11 protein-coding genes are annotated in these 20,927 nt (G+C 64.0%); 5 read left to right on the top strand and 6 right to left on the bottom strand.

Annotated elements, in window-relative coordinates; genetic code table 11:
* Positions 1 to 66: 66 nt before the first annotated feature.
* A complete protein-coding gene (locus GTP55_RS10755; RefSeq protein WP_161044917.1) occupies positions 67 to 1,821 on the top strand; it encodes a sensor domain-containing phosphodiesterase in 1,755 nt (584 codons plus the stop codon).
* Here the strand turns inward: GTP55_RS10755 and GTP55_RS10750 are convergent.
* The 3 genes from GTP55_RS10750 to GTP55_RS10740 all read right to left on the bottom strand — a co-directional run bounded on the left by GTP55_RS10750 (position 1,812) and on the right by GTP55_RS10740 (position 6,555).
* Positions 1,812 to 3,488: an alpha-amylase family glycosyl hydrolase gene (locus GTP55_RS10750; protein ID WP_161044916.1), complete on the bottom strand. Its 1,677-nt coding sequence runs from the start codon at positions 3,486 to 3,488 to the stop codon at positions 1,812 to 1,814. The genes GTP55_RS10755 and GTP55_RS10750 overlap by 10 nt on opposite strands.
* Before the next feature lie 18 nt (positions 3,489 to 3,506).
* Positions 3,507 to 5,138, bottom strand: coding sequence for an alpha-D-glucose phosphate-specific phosphoglucomutase (locus tag GTP55_RS10745; protein WP_161044915.1), 1,632 nt, complete (start codon positions 5,136 to 5,138; stop codon positions 3,507 to 3,509).
* A 100-nt stretch (positions 5,139 to 5,238) separates the two neighbouring features.
* Positions 5,239 to 6,555, bottom strand: coding sequence for an MFS transporter (locus GTP55_RS10740; RefSeq protein ID WP_161044914.1), 1,317 nt, complete (start codon positions 6,553 to 6,555; stop codon positions 5,239 to 5,241).
* A gap of 159 nt (positions 6,556 to 6,714) precedes the next feature.
* On the opposite strand from GTP55_RS10740, the gene GTP55_RS10735 reads away from it, so the two are divergent.
* The gene (locus GTP55_RS10735) at positions 6,715 to 9,156 is read left to right on the top strand and encodes a TIM-barrel domain-containing protein (protein ID WP_161044913.1); all 2,442 of its coding nucleotides are present in this window, start codon (positions 6,715 to 6,717) and stop codon (positions 9,154 to 9,156) included.
* A gap of 135 nt (positions 9,157 to 9,291) precedes the next feature.
* Here GTP55_RS10735 and GTP55_RS10730 read toward each other — a convergent pair whose 3' ends face one another.
* Positions 9,292 to 10,926 carry an ATP-binding domain-containing protein gene (locus GTP55_RS10730; RefSeq protein ID WP_161044912.1) on the bottom strand — a complete coding sequence of 545 codons (1,635 nt, stop codon included), beginning with the start codon at positions 10,924 to 10,926 and terminating at the stop codon, positions 9,292 to 9,294.
* A 200-nt stretch (positions 10,927 to 11,126) separates the two neighbouring features.
* Here GTP55_RS10730 and GTP55_RS10725 point away from each other — a divergent pair, with 200 nt between their 5' ends.
* Complete coding sequence (locus tag GTP55_RS10725; protein ID WP_229257862.1) at positions 11,127 to 11,756, top strand: hypothetical protein; 630 nt, start codon at positions 11,127 to 11,129, stop codon at positions 11,754 to 11,756.
* A 45-nt stretch (positions 11,757 to 11,801) separates the two neighbouring features.
* Entirely contained in the window at positions 11,802 to 13,622 is a 1,821-nt protein-coding gene (locus tag GTP55_RS10720; RefSeq protein WP_161044910.1) for a M2 family metallopeptidase, read from the top strand.
* 56 nt (positions 13,623 to 13,678) lie between these two features.
* Here the strand turns inward: GTP55_RS10720 and GTP55_RS10715 are convergent, their stop codons facing one another.
* The gene (locus GTP55_RS10715) at positions 13,679 to 16,429 is read right to left on the bottom strand and encodes a TonB-dependent receptor (protein WP_161044909.1); all 2,751 of its coding nucleotides are present in this window, start codon (positions 16,427 to 16,429) and stop codon (positions 13,679 to 13,681) included.
* A gap of 472 nt (positions 16,430 to 16,901) precedes the next feature.
* Between GTP55_RS10715 and GTP55_RS10710 the strand changes: the two genes are divergently transcribed.
* On the top strand, positions 16,902 to 19,391 hold the full coding sequence (locus GTP55_RS10710; protein ID WP_161044908.1) for an alpha-L-rhamnosidase-related protein: 2,490 nt from the start codon (positions 16,902 to 16,904) through the stop codon (positions 19,389 to 19,391).
* On the opposite strand, the gene GTP55_RS10705 is transcribed toward GTP55_RS10710, so the two are convergent.
* A complete protein-coding gene (locus GTP55_RS10705; protein WP_161044907.1) occupies positions 19,381 to 20,832 on the bottom strand; it encodes a putative bifunctional diguanylate cyclase/phosphodiesterase in 1,452 nt (483 codons plus the stop codon). The two genes, GTP55_RS10710 and GTP55_RS10705, sit on opposite strands and share 11 nt — an antisense overlap.
* Positions 20,833 to 20,927: the final 95 nt, after the last annotated feature.

Here is a 20,927-nt window from a genome sequence, read left to right as displayed (position 1 = left end):
CCGCTCCCGCTTTCTTCGCCTGTGCCCCGCCCCGCATTGCTACCGACCGGCTTTACGGATTTGCCCATGATGATCTCCCGCGAACTCACCGAGGCGCGCCGCCTCGACGCGCTGCACAAACTTAATCTGCTGGACACGCCGCCCGGCGAGGCCTTTGACCGCATCACGCGCATGGCCGCCAGCGTCTTCAAGCTGCCGATCGCCGCCATCTCGCTGACCGACGCCGACCGCCAGTGGTTCAAGTCACGCGTCGGGGTCGAGCACACCAGCATTCCGCGCCTGCGCGCGCCGTGCGGCCAGGTGGCCGACAGCAGTGACGTGCTGGTGATTCCCGACCTGCTGACCGACGACTTTTATCGCGACAGCCCGCTGGCCGCCAGCGGCATCCGCTACTACGCCGGCGCGCCGCTGACCACCAACGATGGCCACTGCCTGGGCGCCATGTGCGTGCTGGGTACCGAACCGCGTGACACCACGCCCGAAGAGCTGACCGCGCTGTGCGACCTGGCCGGCATGGTGATGGCGCAGATCGAGCTGCAGCACGCGCTGGGCCGCATCGACGCCGTCAGCGGCCTGCCCAACCGTCACCAGTTCATCGAGGACTTCGCCGACCTGGAACTCGACAGCGCCGATGGCGAGCAGCGCGTGGCGGTGCTGGTCAACCTGGCCACGCCGGAACAGGTGGTACACGCCACCCGCGCCATGAAATCCTCCTATCTGGACGAACTGGTGACCGAGGCGGCGCGCTGGCTGCGCGCCGAAATCGGCGCCAGCCGCCGGATTTACCATGTGGCGACCGCGCAGTTCATGCTGCTGTCGCCGCCCGGCGCCACGCTGGAGTCGATCGTGCCGGTGGTGGAGGCCAGGATGCAGGATGCGCTGTTCATCGCCAAGGCGCGCCATATGGCCACGCCGTCGGCCGGCGTGGTGCCGTTCGAGATCGGCCGCGCCGACAGCATGATGGTGCTGCGCAAGGCGCAAAGCGCCGCCCACGACGCCATCGACAGCCCGACCCACGTCGCCGTCTACTCGCAGGTGGAGGACGCGCTGTACCAGCGCCGCTTCCGCCTGCTCAACGATTTCGTCGCAGCGCTGGACAGCGACGACCAGCTGCGCCTGGTGTACCAGCCGCGCATCGACGTCGCCAGCGGCCGCTGCGTCGGCGCCGAAGCGTTGCTGCGCTGGCACCACCCGGAGCTGGGCGCCATCGGGCCGGCGGAATTCATTCCCATCATCGAACGCTCGGAGCTGGCGCAGGCGACCACCGCATGGGTGCTGGACGCGGCGCTGCGCCAGCAGCAGGCCTGGCGCGCGCGCGGGCTCGCGGTGCAGGTGTCGGTCAATGTGTCGGCGGCCAACCTGCTCGAACCGGCGTTCGCCGCCAGCGTGGCGGCCGGCCTGGCGCGCTGCCAGTTGCCGGCCGCCTGTCTGGAACTGGAAATCACCGAGAGCGCCATCATGGAGCAGCCGCTGAAGGCGCACGCCACGCTGACCCAGATCGCCGCGCTGGGCGTCGGTCTGGCGATTGACGATTTCGGCACCGGCTACAGCAGCCTGTCGTACTTGCAGACCATGCCGGCCGATGTGGTGAAAATCGACCAGTCCTTCATCCGCGACCTGGCCGACGACAAGCGCCAGCAGGCGCTGGTGACGGCGATGATCACGCTGTCGCAGGACCTGGGCCACCGCGTGGTGGCCGAAGGGGTGGAGAGCGCGGCGGTGCTGGATTTCCTGCGCCGCGCCGGCTGCGAGGAGGCCCAGGGCTATCTGTTCGCCAAGCCGCTGGAGGCGGAGTCCTTCGCCGGCTACGCCTACTCCTGACCGACCAGCACCAGCGCATTGCGGGTGCCGAAATTGACGCTGCCGCCGGCCACCACGGCGCTCTTGCCGGAGTAGTAGTCCTTGACCCGCTGGCCGTTGGCGAATACGCCATGCAGGTTGATGCTGGTCGATTTGTTGGTCGGCAGGTCCAGCGCCACCACCACCTTGTCACGCACGCCATCCTTGTCGTAGGTGCGTTTGAAAACGTAAGGCTTGGCTTGCAGCTGCTGGTGCACGCCGGCGCCGACCGCCACGTGGGCCTTGCGGAACAGGCCCAGTTTGGCCCAGTGGGCGCGCACCTCGGCCACCTTGTAGCCATCGCGCTCAGTGTTCTGCGCCAGCTCGTTCCAGTTCATGAAGGAGCGCAGCTTGGCGTCGCCGGTGGCTTCCGCCACATCCAGTTTGCGCGCGGTTTCGTCGCCGTAGTAGATCTGCGCCGCGCCGGGCGCCAGCAGCAGCTTGGTGGCGCTCTCGAACGGCTTTTTGCGCGCCGGGTCGAACGGCGCACCGTCGTCGTGCGAGTCGAGATAGTTCAGCACCGAGTAGCCGTTCAGGCGGCCGCCGTGCAGCGCGGTGGAATAGCTGCTGAACAGCGTTTGGTAATCCTGCTCCGCATCCTTCACCAGCCCGAAGTTGATCATGCTGTTGAAGTTGGCCTGGTAGTAGTTGACGCTCTGGCCGGCGCCCAGGTCGTGATACAGGCCGTCGCTGATCTTGTAGTTGTAGACTTCCGCCGTCGTATAGAACTTGTCGTCGCCCAGCTTCTTCTCCGGGTTGGCCTTCTTCCAGTCCTCGAACGCCAGCGCGGCTTCCTTCTGCAGCTCCTTCCACACCTTGGCCTCGACATGCTTGACGGTGTCGGCGCGGAAGCCGTCCACGCCGTACTTGCGGATCCAGTCGGTGTGCCATTTGATCAGGTAGTAGCGCGGCGCGCGCGGGTAGCCGGTGCGGGCGAAGAATTCGTTCAGGCTCTTGATCTCTTCCTCGAAGCGGCCCTCGCGCTGCCACTTGGCGGCCAGCCGTTCCGGCAGCTCGACCGGCGTGTCGCTCTCGGTCAGGAAGTCCGGCAGGTTTTTCACCAGCGTGCATTCGATGGTGGTCTTGGCGTTCTTGTAGGTGCACTGCGGCGCGGTGCGCACCCAGTCGCTCGGCCACACCGGATCCTCTTCCGTCACTGGGCCGGTGTGGTTCATCACCACGTCCAGCAGCACGCGGATGCCGTGCGCGTGCGCCGCGTCGACCAGGTTGCGGAAGTCGTTTTCGGTGCCGAGGTTGGCGTCGATTGCCGTGAAGTCGGAGGCCCAGTAGCCATGGAAGGCATAGGACTTGCCGGTGCCTTCGTCGGTGCCGGCGTGGATCTGTTCCACCGGCGGCGTGATCCAGATGGCGTTGACGCCCAGGCTGTCGAAGTAGCCGTCGTTGATCTTGTTGATCACGCCAGCCAGGTCGCCGCCCATGTAGCCGCGCAGCGGCGCCGCATCCTTCTGGCGGTCGTAGGCCAGGTCGTTGCCGGTGAAGGCGTTGTTGAAACGGTCGGTCAGCAGGAAATAGACGGTCGCATTCTCCCACAGGAATGGCTTTGGCTTGGCGGCTGCCGGGGCCGGCGCGGCGGTGGCCACGGCGCTGAGGCCCAGTGCCAGGGAGAGTGCGATGGTTGTCAATTTCATGCTGTCGTCCTTTATGGTTTATGTGGTGACGGTGGGATGGGCGCGGCCGGTCCAGTCGGCGATGCCCGCGACCTGCTCGGCGATCAGGATCAGCGGATACAGCGCCTGCTGCGTCGGCAGGTGGTGGAATTCGGGATCGGCTTCGTAGCGTTCCAGGTAGACCCGCAGCGTGGCCCCTTCGGTGCCGGTGCCGGACAGCCGGAACACGATGCGCGAACCGTTGGTCATGACGATGCGCACGCCCTGCTGCTGCGATACCGAGCCGTCAACCGGATCGGTGTATTCGAAATCGTCGGCAAAGTCGACCACGTAATGGCCCAGGTCCTGGCCCTTCATCGTGGCCAGCTTGATGCGCAGGGACGCCATCAGCTCATTGGCGGCGTGGGTATCGACGCCTTCGTAGTCGTGGCGCGAATAGTAGTTGCGGCCAAAACGCTGCCAGTGTTCGCTGACTAACGCTTCGACCGATTTGCCGGTCGCCGCCAGCAGGTTAAGCCAGAACAGCACCGCCCACACGCCGTCTTTTTCGCGGATGTGGTCCGAGCCGGTGCCGTAGCTTTCTTCGCCGCACAGCGTGGCCTTGCCGGCGTCCAGCAGGTTGCCGAAGAACTTCCAGCCGGTCGGCGTTTCGTACGCCGGAATGCCCAGCGCCTGCGCCACCCGGTCGGCCGCCTGCGAGGTGGGCATCGAACGGGCGATGCCTTTCAGGCCGGCGCGGTAGCCCGGCGCCAGCGTCGCATGCGCGGCCAGCACCGCCAGGCTGTCGGACGGCGTGACGTCGAATTTGCGGCCGAGGATCATATTGCGGTCGCCGTCGCCGTCGGAGGCGGCGCCGAAGTCCGGCGCGTCGTCGGCCGCCATGATGGCGATCAGCTGCGCGGCGTTGACCGGGTTCGGGTCCGGATGGTGGCCGCCGAAATCTTCCAGCGGCACGGCGTTGATCACGCTGCCGGCCGGGGCGCCCAGCTGGCCTTCGAGGATCGCCTTGGCGTACGGGCCGGAGACCGCGTGCATGCCGTCGAAGCACAGGCGGAAGCCGCCGGCAATCAGCTTGCGGATGGCGTCGAAGTCGAACAGTTGCTGCATCAGCTCCGCGTAGTCGGCGACGGAGTCGATCACCTCGACCTCCATCGCTTCAATGCGGGTGGCGCCGGTTTTCTGCAAGTCGATGTCGGCGGCGTCGCTGATGCGGTATTCGGTAATGGCTTCGGTGCGCTGGTAGACCGCCTCGGTCACGCTTTCCGGCGCCGGGCCGCCGTTGCTGATGTTGTACTTGATGCCGAAATCGCCATCCGGGCCGCCCGGATTATGGCTGGCCGACAGCACGATGCCGCCCAGCGCGCCGTGCTTGCGGATTACGCAGCTGACGGCCGGTGTCGACAAAATGCCGCCCTGTCCCACCAGCACCCTGGCAAAGCCATGCGCCGCCGCCATGCGCAGGATGGTCTGCACCGCCGCGCGGTTGTGGAAGCGGCCATCGCCGCCCAGCACCAGCGTCTTGCCGGCGCAGTCGCCCAGCGTGTCGAACACGCTTTGCACGAAGTTTTCGAGGTAGTGGGGCTGCTGGAACACGCTGACTTTCTTGCGCAGGCCCGAGGTGCCCGGCCGCTGGCCGGGGAAGGAGGTGGTGCTGACCGTATTGATGCTCATGATTGCTCCGCGTAGGTAATTGACAAATTCAACCCAACGGTTTTACCTGTTCCGGCAAAATCGCGTCGCACAACTAACTTGTCTCGCGGACAATATTACATCACTGCTCGGCGTCGTCCCGCACCAGCAGCGTCAGCACGCCCGCCACCACCATGCACACGCCGCCCAGCATCAGCGTCTTGACGGTGTGGCCGGCGAACCAGTGCTTGGTCACAAAGCCCAGCAGCAGGCCGCTGACGATCTGCGGGATGACGATGAAGAAGTTGAACACGCCCATGTAGTAGCCCATGCGGCTGGCCGGCAGCGCGCCGGCCAGGATCGCGTACGGCATGGTCAGGATCGAGGCCCAGGCGATGCCGATGCCGATCATCGGGTAGTACAGGCTGTCCAGGTCGCGGATGGCGTAGATGCTGAACAGGCTGACACCGCCGATGACCAGGCACACCAGGTGCACGAACTTGCGGCTGGTGCGGCGCGCGAACAGCGGCAGGATGAAGGCCGCCAGCGCCGACACGCCGCTGTAGACGGCGAACATCACGCCCACGTGGTTGCCGGCGTTCTGGAACGCCGCCGATTGCGCGTCGGTGGTGCCGAACACGTTTTCGGCCACCGCGTTGGTGGTGTAGATCCACATCGCGAACAGCCCGATCCAGGTGAAGAACTGGACGGCCGCCAGCTGCACCATGGTCTTTGGCATGTGGGCGAAGCCGCTGAAGATTTCCTTCAGCGCGTGACCCAGGCCGTCGCTGCGCTGCTGTTCGGCGCGGAACGCGGCCAGGTCGGCCGGCGGGGTTTCCTTGGCGGTCAGCACGGTCCACAGCACGGCGCAGAAGTACACCGCGCCGCCGGCGTAGAACGAGTAGCGCACGGTGTCGGGAATCGCGCCGCCGCCGGCGTCGTTGCTGACGCCGAGGTGGGTGAAGATGGTCGGCAGCAGCGAGGCGATCACCGCGCCCCAGCCGATGAAGAAGGTCTGCATCGCGAAGCCGGCGGTCTGCTGGCGTGGTCCCAGCTTGTCGCCGACGAAGGCGCGGAACGGTTCCATCGAGACGTTGATGGCGCCGTCCAGCAGCCACAAAACGATCACCGCCATCCACAGCGAGGCGGAATTGGGCATCAGCAGCAGCGCGATCGACGCCAGCAAGGCGCCGATGAAGAAGAACGGCCGGCGGCGGCCCCACACCGGATGCCAGGTGTTGTCGCTCAGGTAGCCGATGATGGGCTGCACCAGCAGGCCGGTCACCGGCGCCGCCAGCCAGAACAGGGATAAATCGTCGGGATTGGCGCCCAGCGTGGAGAAAATCCGGCTGACATTGGCGTTTTGCAGCGCAAAGCCGAATTGGATGCCGAAGAAGCCGAGGCTCATGTTCCACAGCTGCCAGAATGACAGGAGGGGCTTGTGGCTGGAAGATTGCATGCTGCGCGTCCCGAATTTTAAAATTTGTAGCAAAATAACACGCGACCCCAGGCGTGTCAATCATAAGAAATTCCCAATGAAATGAAGGGAATATGCTTGTTTAGTAGGGTGGATATGGTGTCAAATGTAGCCAAACAACAAGCGCTGAGACTCACGTACATGAAAACCATCCCGTTCACCGCCCTGGCCGCCGCCACCCTGCTGGCCAGCCTGCCCGCCTACGCGCAAAACGCCGACCGCAAGTTCGACGGCGTCACCCAGCGCGATGGCCATCTGGAAGTCCGCACCAGCGACGGCAGCTACCTGATCACGCCCTACTCGGCCGGCATTATCGAAACCACTTTCGTGCCCAAGGGCGAAAGCGCCGATCCGGCCTCGCACGCGGTGGTGCTGGCGCCGGCCGCCGTCAAGACCACGCTGAAACAGAAGGCCGGCGCCATCGAATACGCCACGCCCGGCCTGAGCGTCACCATCACCAGGTCGCCATTCAGGATCGCCTACGCTTACAAGGGCAAGCCGCTGGTGGCCGAAAAGCGCGGCTACATCCACGTCACCGACGATGTGGCCAAGGGCAGCAAGGATATCAACAAGGGCGAGCCGCGCACGCTGGAAGCCATCGAGTTCGCGCTCGATAAGAACGAAGCGCTGTACGGCGCCGGCTCGCGCGCGGTCGGCATGGACCGTCGCGGCTACCGCTTCACACTCTATAACAAGGCGCACTACGGCTACGGCGACCATTCGGAGCTGATGGGCTACACCATGCCGGTCGCGCTGTCGTCCAAGATGTACGCGATCCACTTCGACAATCCGCAAACCGGCTACCTCGATTTCGACAGCCGCAAGGACAACACGCTGACCTATGAAGCCATCGGCGGCCGCAAGACCTATCAGGTGATCGCCGGCGACAGCTGGGCCGATGTGGTGGGCAACTACACCAGCCTGACCGGCAAGCAGCCCTTGCCGCCGCGCTGGGCCTTCGGTAACTTCGCCATGCGCTTCGGCTACCACAACGAGCAGCAGGCGCGCGACACCGTTAACCAGTTCATCGCCGACGATATCCCGCTGGACGCCATCGTGTTCGACCTGTTCTGGTTCGGCAAAGAGATCAAGGGCACCATGGGCAACCTGGTTTGGGACAAGGACAACTTCCCCCATCCGCAGGCGATGATCGCCGACTTCCAGAGCAAGGGCGTGCAGACGGTGCTGATCTCCGAACCGTTTGTGCTGGATACCTCCAGCCGCTGGCAGGAGGCGGTGGACAAAAAAGTGCTGGCCACCGGCGCCGATGGCAAGTCGCTGGCCTACGACTTCTACTTCGGCCACACCGGCTTGATCGACATCTTCAGCGCGCAGGGCAAGGACTGGCTGTGGGACATCTACAAAGGCCTGCACCAGCAAGGCGTCAAGGGCGTGTGGGGCGACCTCGGTGAACCGGAAGTGCATCCGACCGCAGCGCGCCACGCCACCGGCAGCGCCGACCAGGTGCACAATATCTACGGCCACCAGTGGGCAAAGCTGGTGGCGGAAGGCTACCAGCGCGACTTCCCGGCCGAGCGGCCGTTCATCCTGATGCGCGCCGGTTACTCGGGCACGCAGCGCTACGGCATCATGCCGTGGTCGGGCGACGTCAATCGCGGCTGGGACGGACTGCAATCGCAGCCGGAAATCTCCCTGCAGATGGGGATGCAGGGCGTCGGTTATATGCACTCGGACCTGGGCGGCTTCGCCAACCCGGTGCTGGACAACGAGCTGTATCAGCGCTGGCTGCAATACGGCGTGTTCCAGCCGGTATTCCGCCCGCACGCGCAGGAGGAAGTGCCGTCGGAGCCGATCTACCGCGAAGCAAAAACCAAGGCGCTGGCGCGCGAGGCGATCCGCCTGCGTTACCGCCTGCTGCCGTATAACTACACGCTGGGCTTCGACAACAACCAGCAAGGACTGCCGCTGATGCGCCCCATGCTGTACGAGGAGCCAGACAACGCCAAGGTGCGCGCCATGTCGTCCACCTACTTGTGGGGCAAGGACTTCCTGGTCTCGCCGGTGATGAAGCCTGGCGCCACCAGGGCCGACGTCTACTTCCCGGCGCGCAGCGCGTGGTTCGATTTCTACACCGGCGAGAAGCAGGCCGGCGGCGCCACGCGCTCGGTCGCGCTGACGCCGGACCATGTGCCGGTCTACGTCCGCGCCGGCGCCTTCATCCCGATGACGAAAGTGGTGCAGACTACCCGCGACTACAACACCCGTCAGCTGGAGCTGCACTACTGGCACGACGCCTCGGCGCCGGCCGGCAGCGGCAAGCTGTATGACGACGATGGCCTGACCGCGCAAGCCTACGAACAAGGCAAGTATGAACTGGTGCGCTTCGCCAGCAAGCTGCAAGGCAAGGCGCTGTCACTGCGGGTGGACTCGGAAGTCGGTCAGCACTACCAGCGTCCGGAACGCGCCATCGCGCTGACCGTGCATAACGTCACGGCCGCGCCATCGTCGGTGCGCATCGACGGCAAGATTGCCGTCTACGCCTGGGACGAGGCGACCAGGCTGCTCACCGTCGACCTGCCGGCCAGCGCAGACGCCAGCCGCAGCGTCGACATTACCCTGTAACCCGCCGCAGTCGTTCCCGCGCAAGCGGGAACCCATGCTGACGCCGCTACAGTCGCAACGCTGTATGGATTCCCGCTTTCGCGGGAATGACGGGTTGGCGGGAATGACGACGGGGCGGGAATCTCGCTTGCTTCATCAAATCCGGTCGAGCAGCTGCTGCTCGGCCCTTTCGCTCAACACCAGCACCAGCTTCAGGCGCGCGCGCGTCATGCCGACGAACAGCTTGCGCAGCACCAGCTGGTCCATATCCTCGAAATCGATCTCGGTGAAGATGACGGCCGGCGCCGACTGGCCTTTGAAGCGGTACACCGACTCCGCCAGCAGGCCGCCGTCGCGGTACTGCGGATTGCCGAACAAATCGTATTCGCCGGTGAAAGACTTCAGCGTATGCACGTCGCTTAACTGGTCGAGGTGCAGGATGGCGGATTTTTCGCGGCCGCGGAACGAAGCGATGGCGATGTCTTCACGCGTAAAGCCGGCGCCCAGACACAGCGTAACGGCGCGCCGCGTTTGCGCCAGCATCGCCTCGGTGTCGCCTTGCGGGTACACCAGTTCCTCGATATCGGCGCCCTTGAACGGACTGCCCGCCTCCACCGGCGTATCGGTCGCGCCAATGGTCGCCAGCAGTTCGACGATCTGGCGCGGACTGCGATAGTTGGTGTCGGAATGCAGCGTCACCCAATCCGGCAAGGGCACGCTTTGTTTGCCGTACAGGTTTTGGTTCGGATCTTCCAGCCAGATGGCGCGTCCTTCCGGCTTCAGCATGCGCAGCAGAATATCGCGCCAGGCGGCGGAGAAATCCTGGCCTTCGTCGACGATCAGCACATCGTATTGCCAGCTTTCCGGCAGCGGCGACACGATCATCTCCGCTTCGATTTTTTCCCACACGTCCGGTGCGGCGTAGTTGGGCGTATTGCCGCGCTCACGTGCGAAGGCGTCACTCAGCATGTGGAAGCTGGTCACGCGACCGCCGTCCGGCACCAGCGTCTGGATATGGTCGGCCAGCGGCCGGTTGTAGCAGACATACAGCGGACACAGGCCCGCTTCGATGGCTGCCGCATATTCCGACAATGCCAGCTGCGTCTTGCCGCTGCCGGCGGTGCCCATCACGCGCAAGCGGAACGGTGCGAACTCCAGCCGGTGCGCCCACGTCGCCAGACCGCCCGAGAGCCGCGCTACCATGCGCGCCGCATTGCCGATCATCGCGCTCGGATCGGGACGGAGGCTGAGCATATTGCCGAGGAAGCGCGTGACCTTGTCGAACTGCGCGTCGGCTACCCCATCGCCGACCGGCAGGATGTCGCGCACCATTTGCGCCAGCAGATGCTTGTTGCTGGCGTCGATAATGTGGCGCGGGTCCAGCCCGGCCAGGTGCGGATCGCGCACCAGGTAATCCGGGCAGTACAGCACATAGTCGATCGACAGCTCGCTGCCAAAGCGTTCGGTCAGCACGCGGATCGAACGCATGATGTGCTGCGCCACCCGGCGCGGCTTGCCGGCGTATTGCTTGACCAGACCATCCGGTGTCTCGTTGAGAAAACCGGCGATCTGCTCGATCAGCAGCACCCGGCCATTCGGCGCCACGATCACAAAGTCCACCTGGTCGAACGCCGAGTAGCCCTTCTCCACATTGGTCCAGTGCACGCCGTGATAGATATGGTAGGGCGACTCCGCCAGCGTCGCATTCAGATACGCCAGCGTTTCGATCTCGCGCGCCGCCGCGCCGGTCGCCGACATCTCTTGCCAGCCAGTGGGATGAAGATGAGCCATGTAGTGAGCGCTGCCGCCGTAGTGAAAAATACATTGTAAGGTATATACACACGGGAGCCCGATTCGCGCCCCTGTGGCAATCCTTCTATTTTCGCCCCTATTTTTCACTATTTTCATTTGCATTGAACTATTCCGCTAACTATCGATCTAAATAGAGAAAAACAGTGAAAAATAGAAGGAGAAACAGGATGAAATCCACAATGAGTCTGCAAATAGACACCGATACCCTGCTCCGCCTGATTTCGCATTTAAAAGTGCGCGGCGGCGCGCAAGACGTCTCGGAAGCCGTCAACAGCGCCATCAACCTCTGGTTGCGTGAGCAAACCCAACTGGCCGCAGGCTGCGACCCGGCAAGCGTACGCGGCTACCAATGGAAAACGCTCTTTCTGCCGGACGGCACCGAACTACGCTCATGGAGTTACGGCGAATACAACTACGCCCGCGTGGTCGGCGACGACATCATCCACAAAGGCAGATCGGTCTCGCCCAACCAGTTCGCGCAAGCTTTTGCGCGCTCGTTCCGCAACGCCTGGATGGACCTGTACATCAAGCGCCCTGAAGACAAGCAGTTCAAGCAGGCGGGCCGCCTGCGCAAGGAACTGGCCGAGCAAGCCGCGCGCCCCGCCTCGTCCCCGGCGCCAGCCTTGGCGGCCGACGCCAGCACACTGGCGCACCTGCTGGCGCAATTGCTCGCGGCGCCGCCAGCCCCGCAAGCATCAAGCGCAGCACCGCCGCCAACGCGCCCGCGTGACACCACGTCCGGCGCAGGCTGGACCTTGCCCGAGCGCCGCAAATTCCGCTTCCGGCTGGAAGACGTGGCCTTTGATTGAGCCCCCGTCAAGCGTGTATGATGACCGGCACACACACCAAGGGAGATGTCTGTGACACCAAAAATTATCAGCACGCTGCTGGCCTCCGCCCTCGCAGCCACCAGCGTCACCGCGCTGGCCGCACCCGCCGCCAAACCCACCGCCGCCGAAGCCGAACGCTTCCTGGCCGACACCGAAGCCAAGCTCAATAAGCTGAATAACGAACAGTCGCGCGCCGCCTGGGTCGGTTCCAACTTCATCACCGACGACACCGAAGGCATCGCCTCCTACTTCGCCGAACGCTACCTGACCGCGTCCGGCGAAGCCGCCATCGGCGCGCGCCGCTTCAACGGCGTCAAGCTGCCGGCGGAATCCGCGCGCAAGATCATGCTGCTGCAGCAAACGCTGGTCTTTGCCGATCCGAAGGAGCGCGAACAGTACGCCCAGCTGCAAGCCGCCATGAACGGCGCCTACGGCAAAGCCAAATACTGCTCCACGCCGGACAACTGCATGGCGCTGGGAGAAATGGAAAAGGTCCTGGCCACCAGCCATGACGAAGCAAAACTGAAAGAAATGTGGGTCGGCTGGCACGCCCAGTCGCCGTCGTACAAACAGAAATACACCGACTACGTCGCCCTGTCCAACAAGGGCGCGCAGCAGATGGGCTTTGCCGACACCGGCGTGATGTGGCGCTCGCAGTACGACATGCCGCCCGAAGCCTTCGCCGCCGAAATGGAACGCCTGTGGCAGCAGGTCAAGCCGCTGTACGACTCGCTGCTGACCTACACCCGCTACAAGCTGCGCGCCACCTACGGCCCGGACGTGGTGCCGCTGGACGGCCCGATCCCGTCCCACCTGTTCGGCAATATGTGGAGCCAGAACTGGTCCAACCTCTACCCGCTGCTAAAGCCGACCACGGGCGCCAGCAGCTACGACCTGACCAAGGTGCTGGAACAGCGCAAGACCGACGCCAAACAGATGACCCAATACGCCGAGGGCTTCTACACTTCGCTGGGCATGCAGAAGCTGCCGGCGTCGTTCTGGGAGCGCTCGCTGCTGACCAAGCCGCGCGACCGCGATGTGGTGTGCCACGCCTCGGCCTGGCCGCTCAATGAGAAGGACGATGTGCGAATCAAGATGTGCATCACGCCGACCGCCGAAGACTTCACCGTGATCCACCATGAACTGGGCCACATCTACTACTTCCTGGCCTACACCAAACAGCCCTTCCTGTTCCGCAACGGCGCCAACGACGGCTTCCACGAAGCCATCGGCGACACCGTCGCACTGTCGATCACGCCGGGCTACCTGAACCAGATCGGCCTGATGGACCAGGAGCCGGACGTCACCGCCGACATCCCGCAACTGCTGGAACGCGCGCTGAGCAAGGTGGCGATTCTGCCGTTCGCCTATTCGGTGGACAAATGGCGCTGGGACGTCTATTCCGGCAAGACCAAGCCGGCCGACTACGACAACCGCTGGTGGCAGCTGCGCGAGCAGTACATGGGCATGAAGCGTCCGGCGCCGGTTAACGGCACCAGTGGCTTTGACGCCGGCGCCAAGTACCACGTGGCGGCCGACGTGCCGTATGCGCGCTACTTCCTGGCCGACATGCTGCAATTCCAGTTCCACCGCGCGCTGTGCCGCGAAGCCGGCTACACCGGCCCGCTGAACCGCTGCTCGGTGTACGGCAACGCCAAGGCAGGCGCCAAGCTGCAGCAGATGCTGGCCCTTGGCGCCAGCAAGCCCTGGCCGGAAGCCTTGAAAGCCATCTCCGGCGAAGACAAAATCGACGGCAACGCGCTGCTCGAATACTTCGCGCCGCTGAAGACCTGGCTGGATCAGCAAAACGCCATCCTCTCCGCCGCCGAGAAGAAGGCGTCATAAAAAAAGGGCGTCCCTCGGGACGCCCTTTCTGGTTCAAGCGCTAACGCCCGAACAGCTTAGAACTTGTAGTTCACGCCGGCCAGCACGGTGCGGCCGTATTTCTGGTATTCCAGCTGCTGCGAGCGGTCGCCGTTGTAGGTCTCGTAGGCGGCGTTGCGCAGGTTGTTCACTTGCACCACGAAGCCCAAGCCCTTCATCGGACCATTCTCGAAGGTGTAGCCCACTTGCAGGTCGATGATGTTCTCGCCGACCACATAGCGCAGTGCGCGGTCGTTCGAGAAGTTGCCGATCTCGCCGACGAAGTCCGAACGCTTGCGCTGGCTGACGCGCGCCTCGAAGCCGGCCTTCTCGTAGTAGGCGGTCAGGTTGCTGACGCGCTTCGACAGGCCTGGCAGCGGGATGTGCTGGCCGATGCTGCCGCTTGGATCTTCAATCGTGATCTTGCTGTCGGTGTAGGTGGTGCTGGCGCTAACGCCGAAGCCATCCAGCGCCTTGCTCACCATGTTCAACGGCAGCGATGCCGACAGCTCCAGGCCCTTCAGGTTACCGCCGTTGCCGTTGTATGGCGCGGTGTAGTTACCGATGGTGGTGTGCAGCGGATCGGTCGGGTTGTTGCCCACCGAACCAGGCGGCACGTAGGCGCTGAAGTCATACGACTTGGTCTGCGTGAAGATGTAGGTATCCAGCTTCTTGTAGAACGCCGCTGCGGCAAAGTACGCCTTCTTGTCGAAGTACTTCTCGTACGAGATGTCGAAGGCCTTGGCGCGCCATGGGTCCAGACGGGCGTTGCCGCCGCTGCCGCCCGGCTCGCGCTTGGTGGTGTCGATGCCGAAGTCCAGCGCCGAACGCAGCTGGTCGACACGCGGACGCGCCAGTTGCTTGGCCAGCGCCAGGCGCACCGTCTGCTGATTGTCCAGGCCGAACGCCAGGTTCATGCTTGGCAGGACGTCGGTGTATTTCTTGCCGTCGTTGACCGGCTTGATGGCGCCGGTGGTGTTGTCGTACCAGCGCGAAGCCGACGACTGGTCGGTGCGCTGCACCTGCACGCCGATGTTACCGCGCAGGCTGACGTCGGCGCCCAGTTCCGCTTCGATGTTGGCCTTGGCAAACGCGGTGGTGACTTTCTCGCTCACTTCCCAGGTTTTGGCGATCAGGTAGCCCTGGGTGTCGGTCGGTGCGAATACCATGTATTTGGCCACCACGGCTGGCACGTTCCAGGTCGGAATGTAGCCGGCGCCGGCAAAGCCCAGATTGGCCGACTGGTAGAACAGGTCGGACGAAATGGTGGTCGGCGCGCCTTGCAGCGTGATGTTGCCTTCCGGCTGGTGCTTGTTCTTGCTGCGGTCGGCATAGTTGGCGCCGATGTCGAAGCTGGAGAACGCTTTTTCCAGCGCCCCCGACGACTGGATGTTGGCGACCAGCTTGAAGCCTTTCAGCTCATCTTCCACGCTCGGGGTCTTGCCGTAGCCGGAACCGTAGATGGTGTTGGTCACATACAGGCTGTTGCGGTTGTTGTAGTCCATGCCCGGCGTCAGCTGCGAGAAGCCGCCGTTGCCGTAGCCCAGCTTGACCGAATCGAGGAAGGCGGCGCCGGCCGCGTTGGTCATCTGCAGATTGTTTTCCAGGCTGATCTCGTCGCGCTTGGCTTTCGAGTAGTTCAGGTCGGCAAACAGCGACCAGCCGTCCAGGCGGAATTCATTGCTCCAGCCGGCCGCGCGAATATCGTCCTGGCGCTTGTTGTACATGCCGCGCACCAGCGGGTAGATGTTGTTGGCGGTGCCGCTGGCGATGGTGCCGTTGTTGACCACGATCGGGTTGTAGATCGGGTCCGGCTTGTTGCCGCCGTTCCAGCCGCTCAGGCTGATCTCGATCTGGTTCGAGGTTTCTTCGTTCTTGAAGCGCGACGCATAGGCGTCGAAGGTGCTGGTCCATTGCTTGTTCGGACGGTATTGCAGCACGCCCATCAGGCCGTCACGCTCGTTGCGGCCGCTCTTGGCCACGGCCTTGATGCCGTCCGAGGCGAAAGTGCCGCTCGGCAGGCCGGCGCGGTCATCGCGCTTCCATGGTTCGTACAGGCCGGTCTCATTGTCCAGCACCGGGGTTTCCAGGTGCGCGTAGCCGAGCGCGACACCGATGGTGCGGTTGGCGAACTGGTCGATATAGCTGGCGCTGAAGCGGTTGCCGGTGTCCTTGGCGTTACCGATCTTGCCCAGCGAGTTCTTCTCGCCGCGGGCGTTGAGCGCCACGGTGCGGCCGGCGAAATTCAGCGGACGCACGGTTTGCAGGTCGATGGTGCCCGACAGGCCCTGGCCGACCAGGCCGGCGTCCGGGGTTTTGTAGACGGTGACGCCGCCGATCAGCTCGGATGGATACTGGTCGAATTCCACGCTGCGGTTGTCGCCGGTCGATACTTGCTCACGGCCGTTCAGCAGGGTGGTGGAAAAGTCGGGCGACAGGCCGCGAATCGAAATCACCTGCGCGCGACCGGCCACGCGCTGGGCGGCCAGGCCTGGCAGGCGCGAGATGGACTCAGCGATCGACACGTCCGGCAGCTTGCCGATGTCTTCGGCCGAAATCGCCTCAACGATGGAGGTGGCGTCTTTCTTGACCGAGATCGCGTCTTCGATACCGCGGCGGATACCGGCCACGGTCACCGATTGCAGCTTCGGTTCGTCAGCGGCAGGCGCATCCGCGCTGGTTTGGGCAAACGCTGGCGCTGCGGCAGCCACGACCAACAGGGCAACGCCTGCGGCGAGTGGCTTTAACTGGAACGCAGTGTGGCTGCGCTTGCTTGCGAAGATGTTCATTTAATGTCCCCTCTGAATGACACAAATATAAGTCCCGCAACTGCAGCAACCACGGGATCCAAGGAATTGCAACGTTCTAAAGACGTTCTGGAAAGAATTTTGTACTAAAACTAGATTCGGTGTCAATCAAACTTCCCGGCCACTACGTAATACCAGCCCCGGATATCAAGGCTCGCCCTACGATATCGGGGTAGGCGTTGTATTTCGGCTACAGGATTTGATTGACCACGATGTAGTAGAACTACAGTTTATCGGCAAAAACCGGCATTTTCTGTAAGTGAATGCCAGTTTTCCTGCGCCGACCGGCGCGAGCGACGGCGAAAAACGGTGCAAGCTGTATTTGAACTCAATTTAAGTCAGCCAGCCGCGTTTGATGGCGGCGACTTTTAAGAGTATTCTTTCGAAAAATCAATAGCCTAAGCCCAGTCGGGCAAAAAATACGGGCATGTAGTACGACTACGGAGAACAATCAATGAAGCCCATCACCGCGCTGCTGCTATCCCTGCCCGCGCTCACCGCCGCCATTGCCCAAGCCGCCGACGCCACCGCCACGGCCAGCTATCCGACCTGGGATGGCAAACAGGAAACCGTGCGTTACGCCACGCCGGACGCCGGTGCCGCGCTGCGCAGCTACACCCAATCGACCACCATGACGGTGCGCGAAGGCGGCAAACAGGCAATCAGCTACGCCGAGAGCGCTGCCCTGCCGACCGTCCGCAGCGGCGACCTCGCCTTCGACGCCCTGTTTGCGCTGGCAGGCGCCGAGATGAAGCTCGACTCCGTCAGCGAAATCCGCGACGGCAGCTACAACGGGGGCGACGCCATCCCCTGCGACTGCTTTGAAACCGGCGAGCTGTGGCACTACGTGTGGACCCGCGACCTGTCCTACGCCGCCGCGCTGGGCCTCGGCATGCTCGACCCGCAGCGCACCCGCAACTCGCTGGCGTTCAAGCTGGCCGGCTACCGCGACGGCGTCACGGCCGGCGCGCACGCCGCCGGCGACGGCTACCAGATCGTGCAGGACACCGGCAGCGGCGGCAGCTGGCCGGTCAGCACCGACCGCGTCAGCTGGGCCTTCGGCGCCGACGAAGCCTTGAAAGCCCTGCCGCCGGCCGAACGCCAGGCCTTCGCGCAGCAAGCGCTGCACGCGCTGCGCAACACGCTGGACAACGACCGCATCGCCATCTGGGACGCCGCCGACGGCTTGTACAACGGCGAAGAATCCTTCCTCGACTGGCGCGAACAAAGCTACGCCGCCTGGCTGCCGAACGAACTGTCGTACATGGCCACCTCCAAGGCGCTGTCCACCAACGCCGCCCACTACAAGGCGCTGACGCTGGCCGCGCAACTGGCCAGCGAACAAGGCGACGCCGCCACCGCCGCACGTTACAGCGGCTGGGCCGCCGCGCTGAAGACCGCCATCAACCAGCGCTTCTGGCAGGCCGACAGCGGCATGTACAGCAGCGTCACCGCCGGCCACTTCGACGGCGCAGCGCTTTATAAATATGAATGGCTGGGACAAGCGCTGGCCATCATCACCGGCATCGCCGACCAGCGGCAGGCCGCCAGCATCCTCGCCCACTATCCGCACGGCCCGCTCGGCGCGCCGGTGATCTGGCCGCAGCAGGCCAATACCGCCGTCTACCACAACCGCGCCATGTGGCCGTTCGTCACCGCGTACGGCCTGAAGGCGGCAGCCATAGGCGGCAACGTCGCCGTGGCCGATGCCGCCTACGCCACCCTGATGCGCGGGGCCGCCACCAACTTGTCCAATATGGAGAACCTGGAGTGGCTGTCCGGCCAGCCGATGCTGGACGACGGTAAATTGAGTGGCCCGGTGGTCAACTCGCGCCGCCAGCTGTGGTCTGTCGGCGGCTACCTGGGCATGGTGGTGGGCAGCGTGTTTGGCGTACAGACCACCAATGACGGCATCGCCGTGCGGCCGTTCATCACAGCGCGGCTGCGGCGCGAGACGTTTGCCGGCAGCGACGCAATCGCGCTGAATCAGCTGACGCTGCGCGGCAAGCGCATCGCCGTGCGCGTGCAGCTACCGGCCACCGTCACGGGCGAAGGTTACTACGAGGTTGCCGCCATCACGCTGAACGGCAAGCCTGCCAGCGCGGCGCTGGCGTGGGATGCGCTGGGCGATGACAACAGCATCGAGATCCGACTCGGCAAACTGCTGCCGGGCCAGCAGACCAAGCGCAGCGTGACCGCCGGGCCGCTGGTGCAGGACGCTGCAGTCTACGCGCCGGCCGAACCGCGCATCGCCAAATTGGAACGCGGCGCCTACGGCTTTCCGACGTTGCACATCGATGGCGGTGTGATTGGCGGCGCGGGTGACAAGGCGGCGGGAGACGCAATCGTCTACAACATCTACCGCAACGGCCAGTTGGTCGGCCCGCGCATCAGCGCCAACATGTGGTCCGACCGCCACGCCGGCAAGGAAGGCAATGCCTGCTACGCGGTGGAAGCCGTGTACACGCGCTCCGGCAACCGCAGCCACCACAGCATGCCCGCCTGCCTGAACAACGGCCAGGAAATCGCCGTCTCCCGCGCCGCCTGGGGCGCGCCGTCGGACACCTTCGCGCAAGCCTTCAAGGTAGACAGCGCAGGCGACTACGCGCTGCAGATCAAATACCGCAACACTGCGCACCAGATCAACCTGGGCATCAGTGGCGGCGTCAAATGGGCCTCGCTGAAAGACGGTAGCGGCGCCACCATCGCCGGTAGCGTGGTGCAGCTGCCGCACTCCCCGGCCAATGAAGGCGCCAAATACTCGACGCCACTGCGCGCCGCGTTAAAGCCCGGCAGCTACACGCTGCAACTGGAAGACTTCTACAACATGAGCTACATGAAGAACAACGCCACCTACAGCGATGCAGGTGGCGTCCGGGGACCATCCAACAAGTTCGACATCGACGCCGTGCGCATTATGCCGACAGCTAAAATCAAGAAGTAAGCGCCGCCACCTGCTGCTGGCCGCCCGCCAGCAGCAACTCCACCTCATCCGCCGACACCGCCGCGCTGATGCAGAAGCCAAACGCCTCATCGCACGCCATCTGCTGCAACTGCGCCAGCTGATCCGGGGTCTCGACGCCCGCCGCAATCACCTGCATGCCGAGCGTATGCGCCATCTCGATAATCGCCCGCACCATCGCCCCGCCGCGCGCCAGATCGTCGACGAACGACTTGTCGATCTTCACCACATCCACCGGGAAACGCCGCAGATAATTCAGCGACGCGTAGCCGGTGCCGAAATCGCTGATTGCAATCCGCACGCCCAGCTGCTTGAGCTGCTGTACGATCTCCTCCGCGTTCTGGTTTTTATCGATCAGCATCGCCTCGGTGATCTCCAGCTCGATGCAGCGCCCCGGCACCCCGGCCTTCTCCAGTATCGCCGCAAAACTCGGCACGATATCCTTGTGGAAGAACTGCCGCGGCGACAGGTGCACCGCCACCGTCAGCGCCATGCCCTGCTCCAGCCAGTGGCGCGCCTGCTCCGCCGCAGTCGCCATCACCCATGCCCCGACCGGCATGATCAGCGCACTCTGCTCCAGCACCGGCAGAAAATCCAGCGGCATCACCACGCCCAGCTCCGGATGCTTCCAGCGCAGCAGCGCCTTGACGCCGGTGATCTGCTGCCGCTTCAGGTCCAGCTTGGGTTGATAGGTCAGAATGAACTCATCGTGGTCCAGCGCGTGACGCAGCGCCGTCTCCAGGATCAGCCGCGAATACGCCTTGGCCTGCATGCTGGGCAGGAAGCGCAGACTGGCGCCCTTGCCGCGCTGCTTGGCCGCATACATCGCCAGATCCGCCTTCTCGATCAGCGTTTCGATATCCTCATCGTCATCCGGATACACCGCCACGCCGATGCTGGCCGCCACGTCCAGCAGGTCGCCATTGACCATAAACGGCTCGGCGATGGTGTTCATGATCTTCTCCGCCACCTGCTGCGCATCGGCGCCGTTGTGCAGCTCCGTCAGCAGCACGATGAACTCGTCGCCGCCCTGGCGCGCCACCGTATCGACCTCGCGCACGCACTGGCGCAGGCGCTGGGCAAACTGCACCAGCACCTGGTCGCCGGCGTCGTGCCCCAGCGTGTCGTTAATGGTTTTAAAGCGGTCGATATCGACAAACAGCACCGCCAGCAAACTCTCGTGGCGGCGTGCATACGCCACGCCGTGCTCCAGCTGCATCTGGAACTGCAAGCGATTGGGCAGGCCGGTCAGGCTGTCGTGATGTGCAATGAAATCCAGCCGCATCTCATTGTCGCGCTGCGCCACCAGCGCCGCCTGCAACTGGGCGCAGCGCGCGCGCAGGCCGCGCGCCTGCCATTGACCGGCCGCCAGCGCCAGCAAACATGGCGCAACGCCGGCCGCTACCGGCCATATGCTGTTCATGCTGTCCCTCTTCGTCGGCTGCAGTGCGGAAGAGGGAATGATAGTGGATCAGGCCGCGCCCGATGAGCCGTTCAGCCGCCCGCTTGAGGCGCATC

Source organism: Duganella margarita, assembly GCF_009857535.1.
In the GTDB taxonomy this organism is placed as follows: Bacteria; Pseudomonadota; Gammaproteobacteria; order Burkholderiales; family Burkholderiaceae_D; genus Rugamonas; species Rugamonas margarita.
Note: the sequence above shows the minus strand (reverse complement) of the source record. Positions and strands in the feature narration are given on the sequence as shown.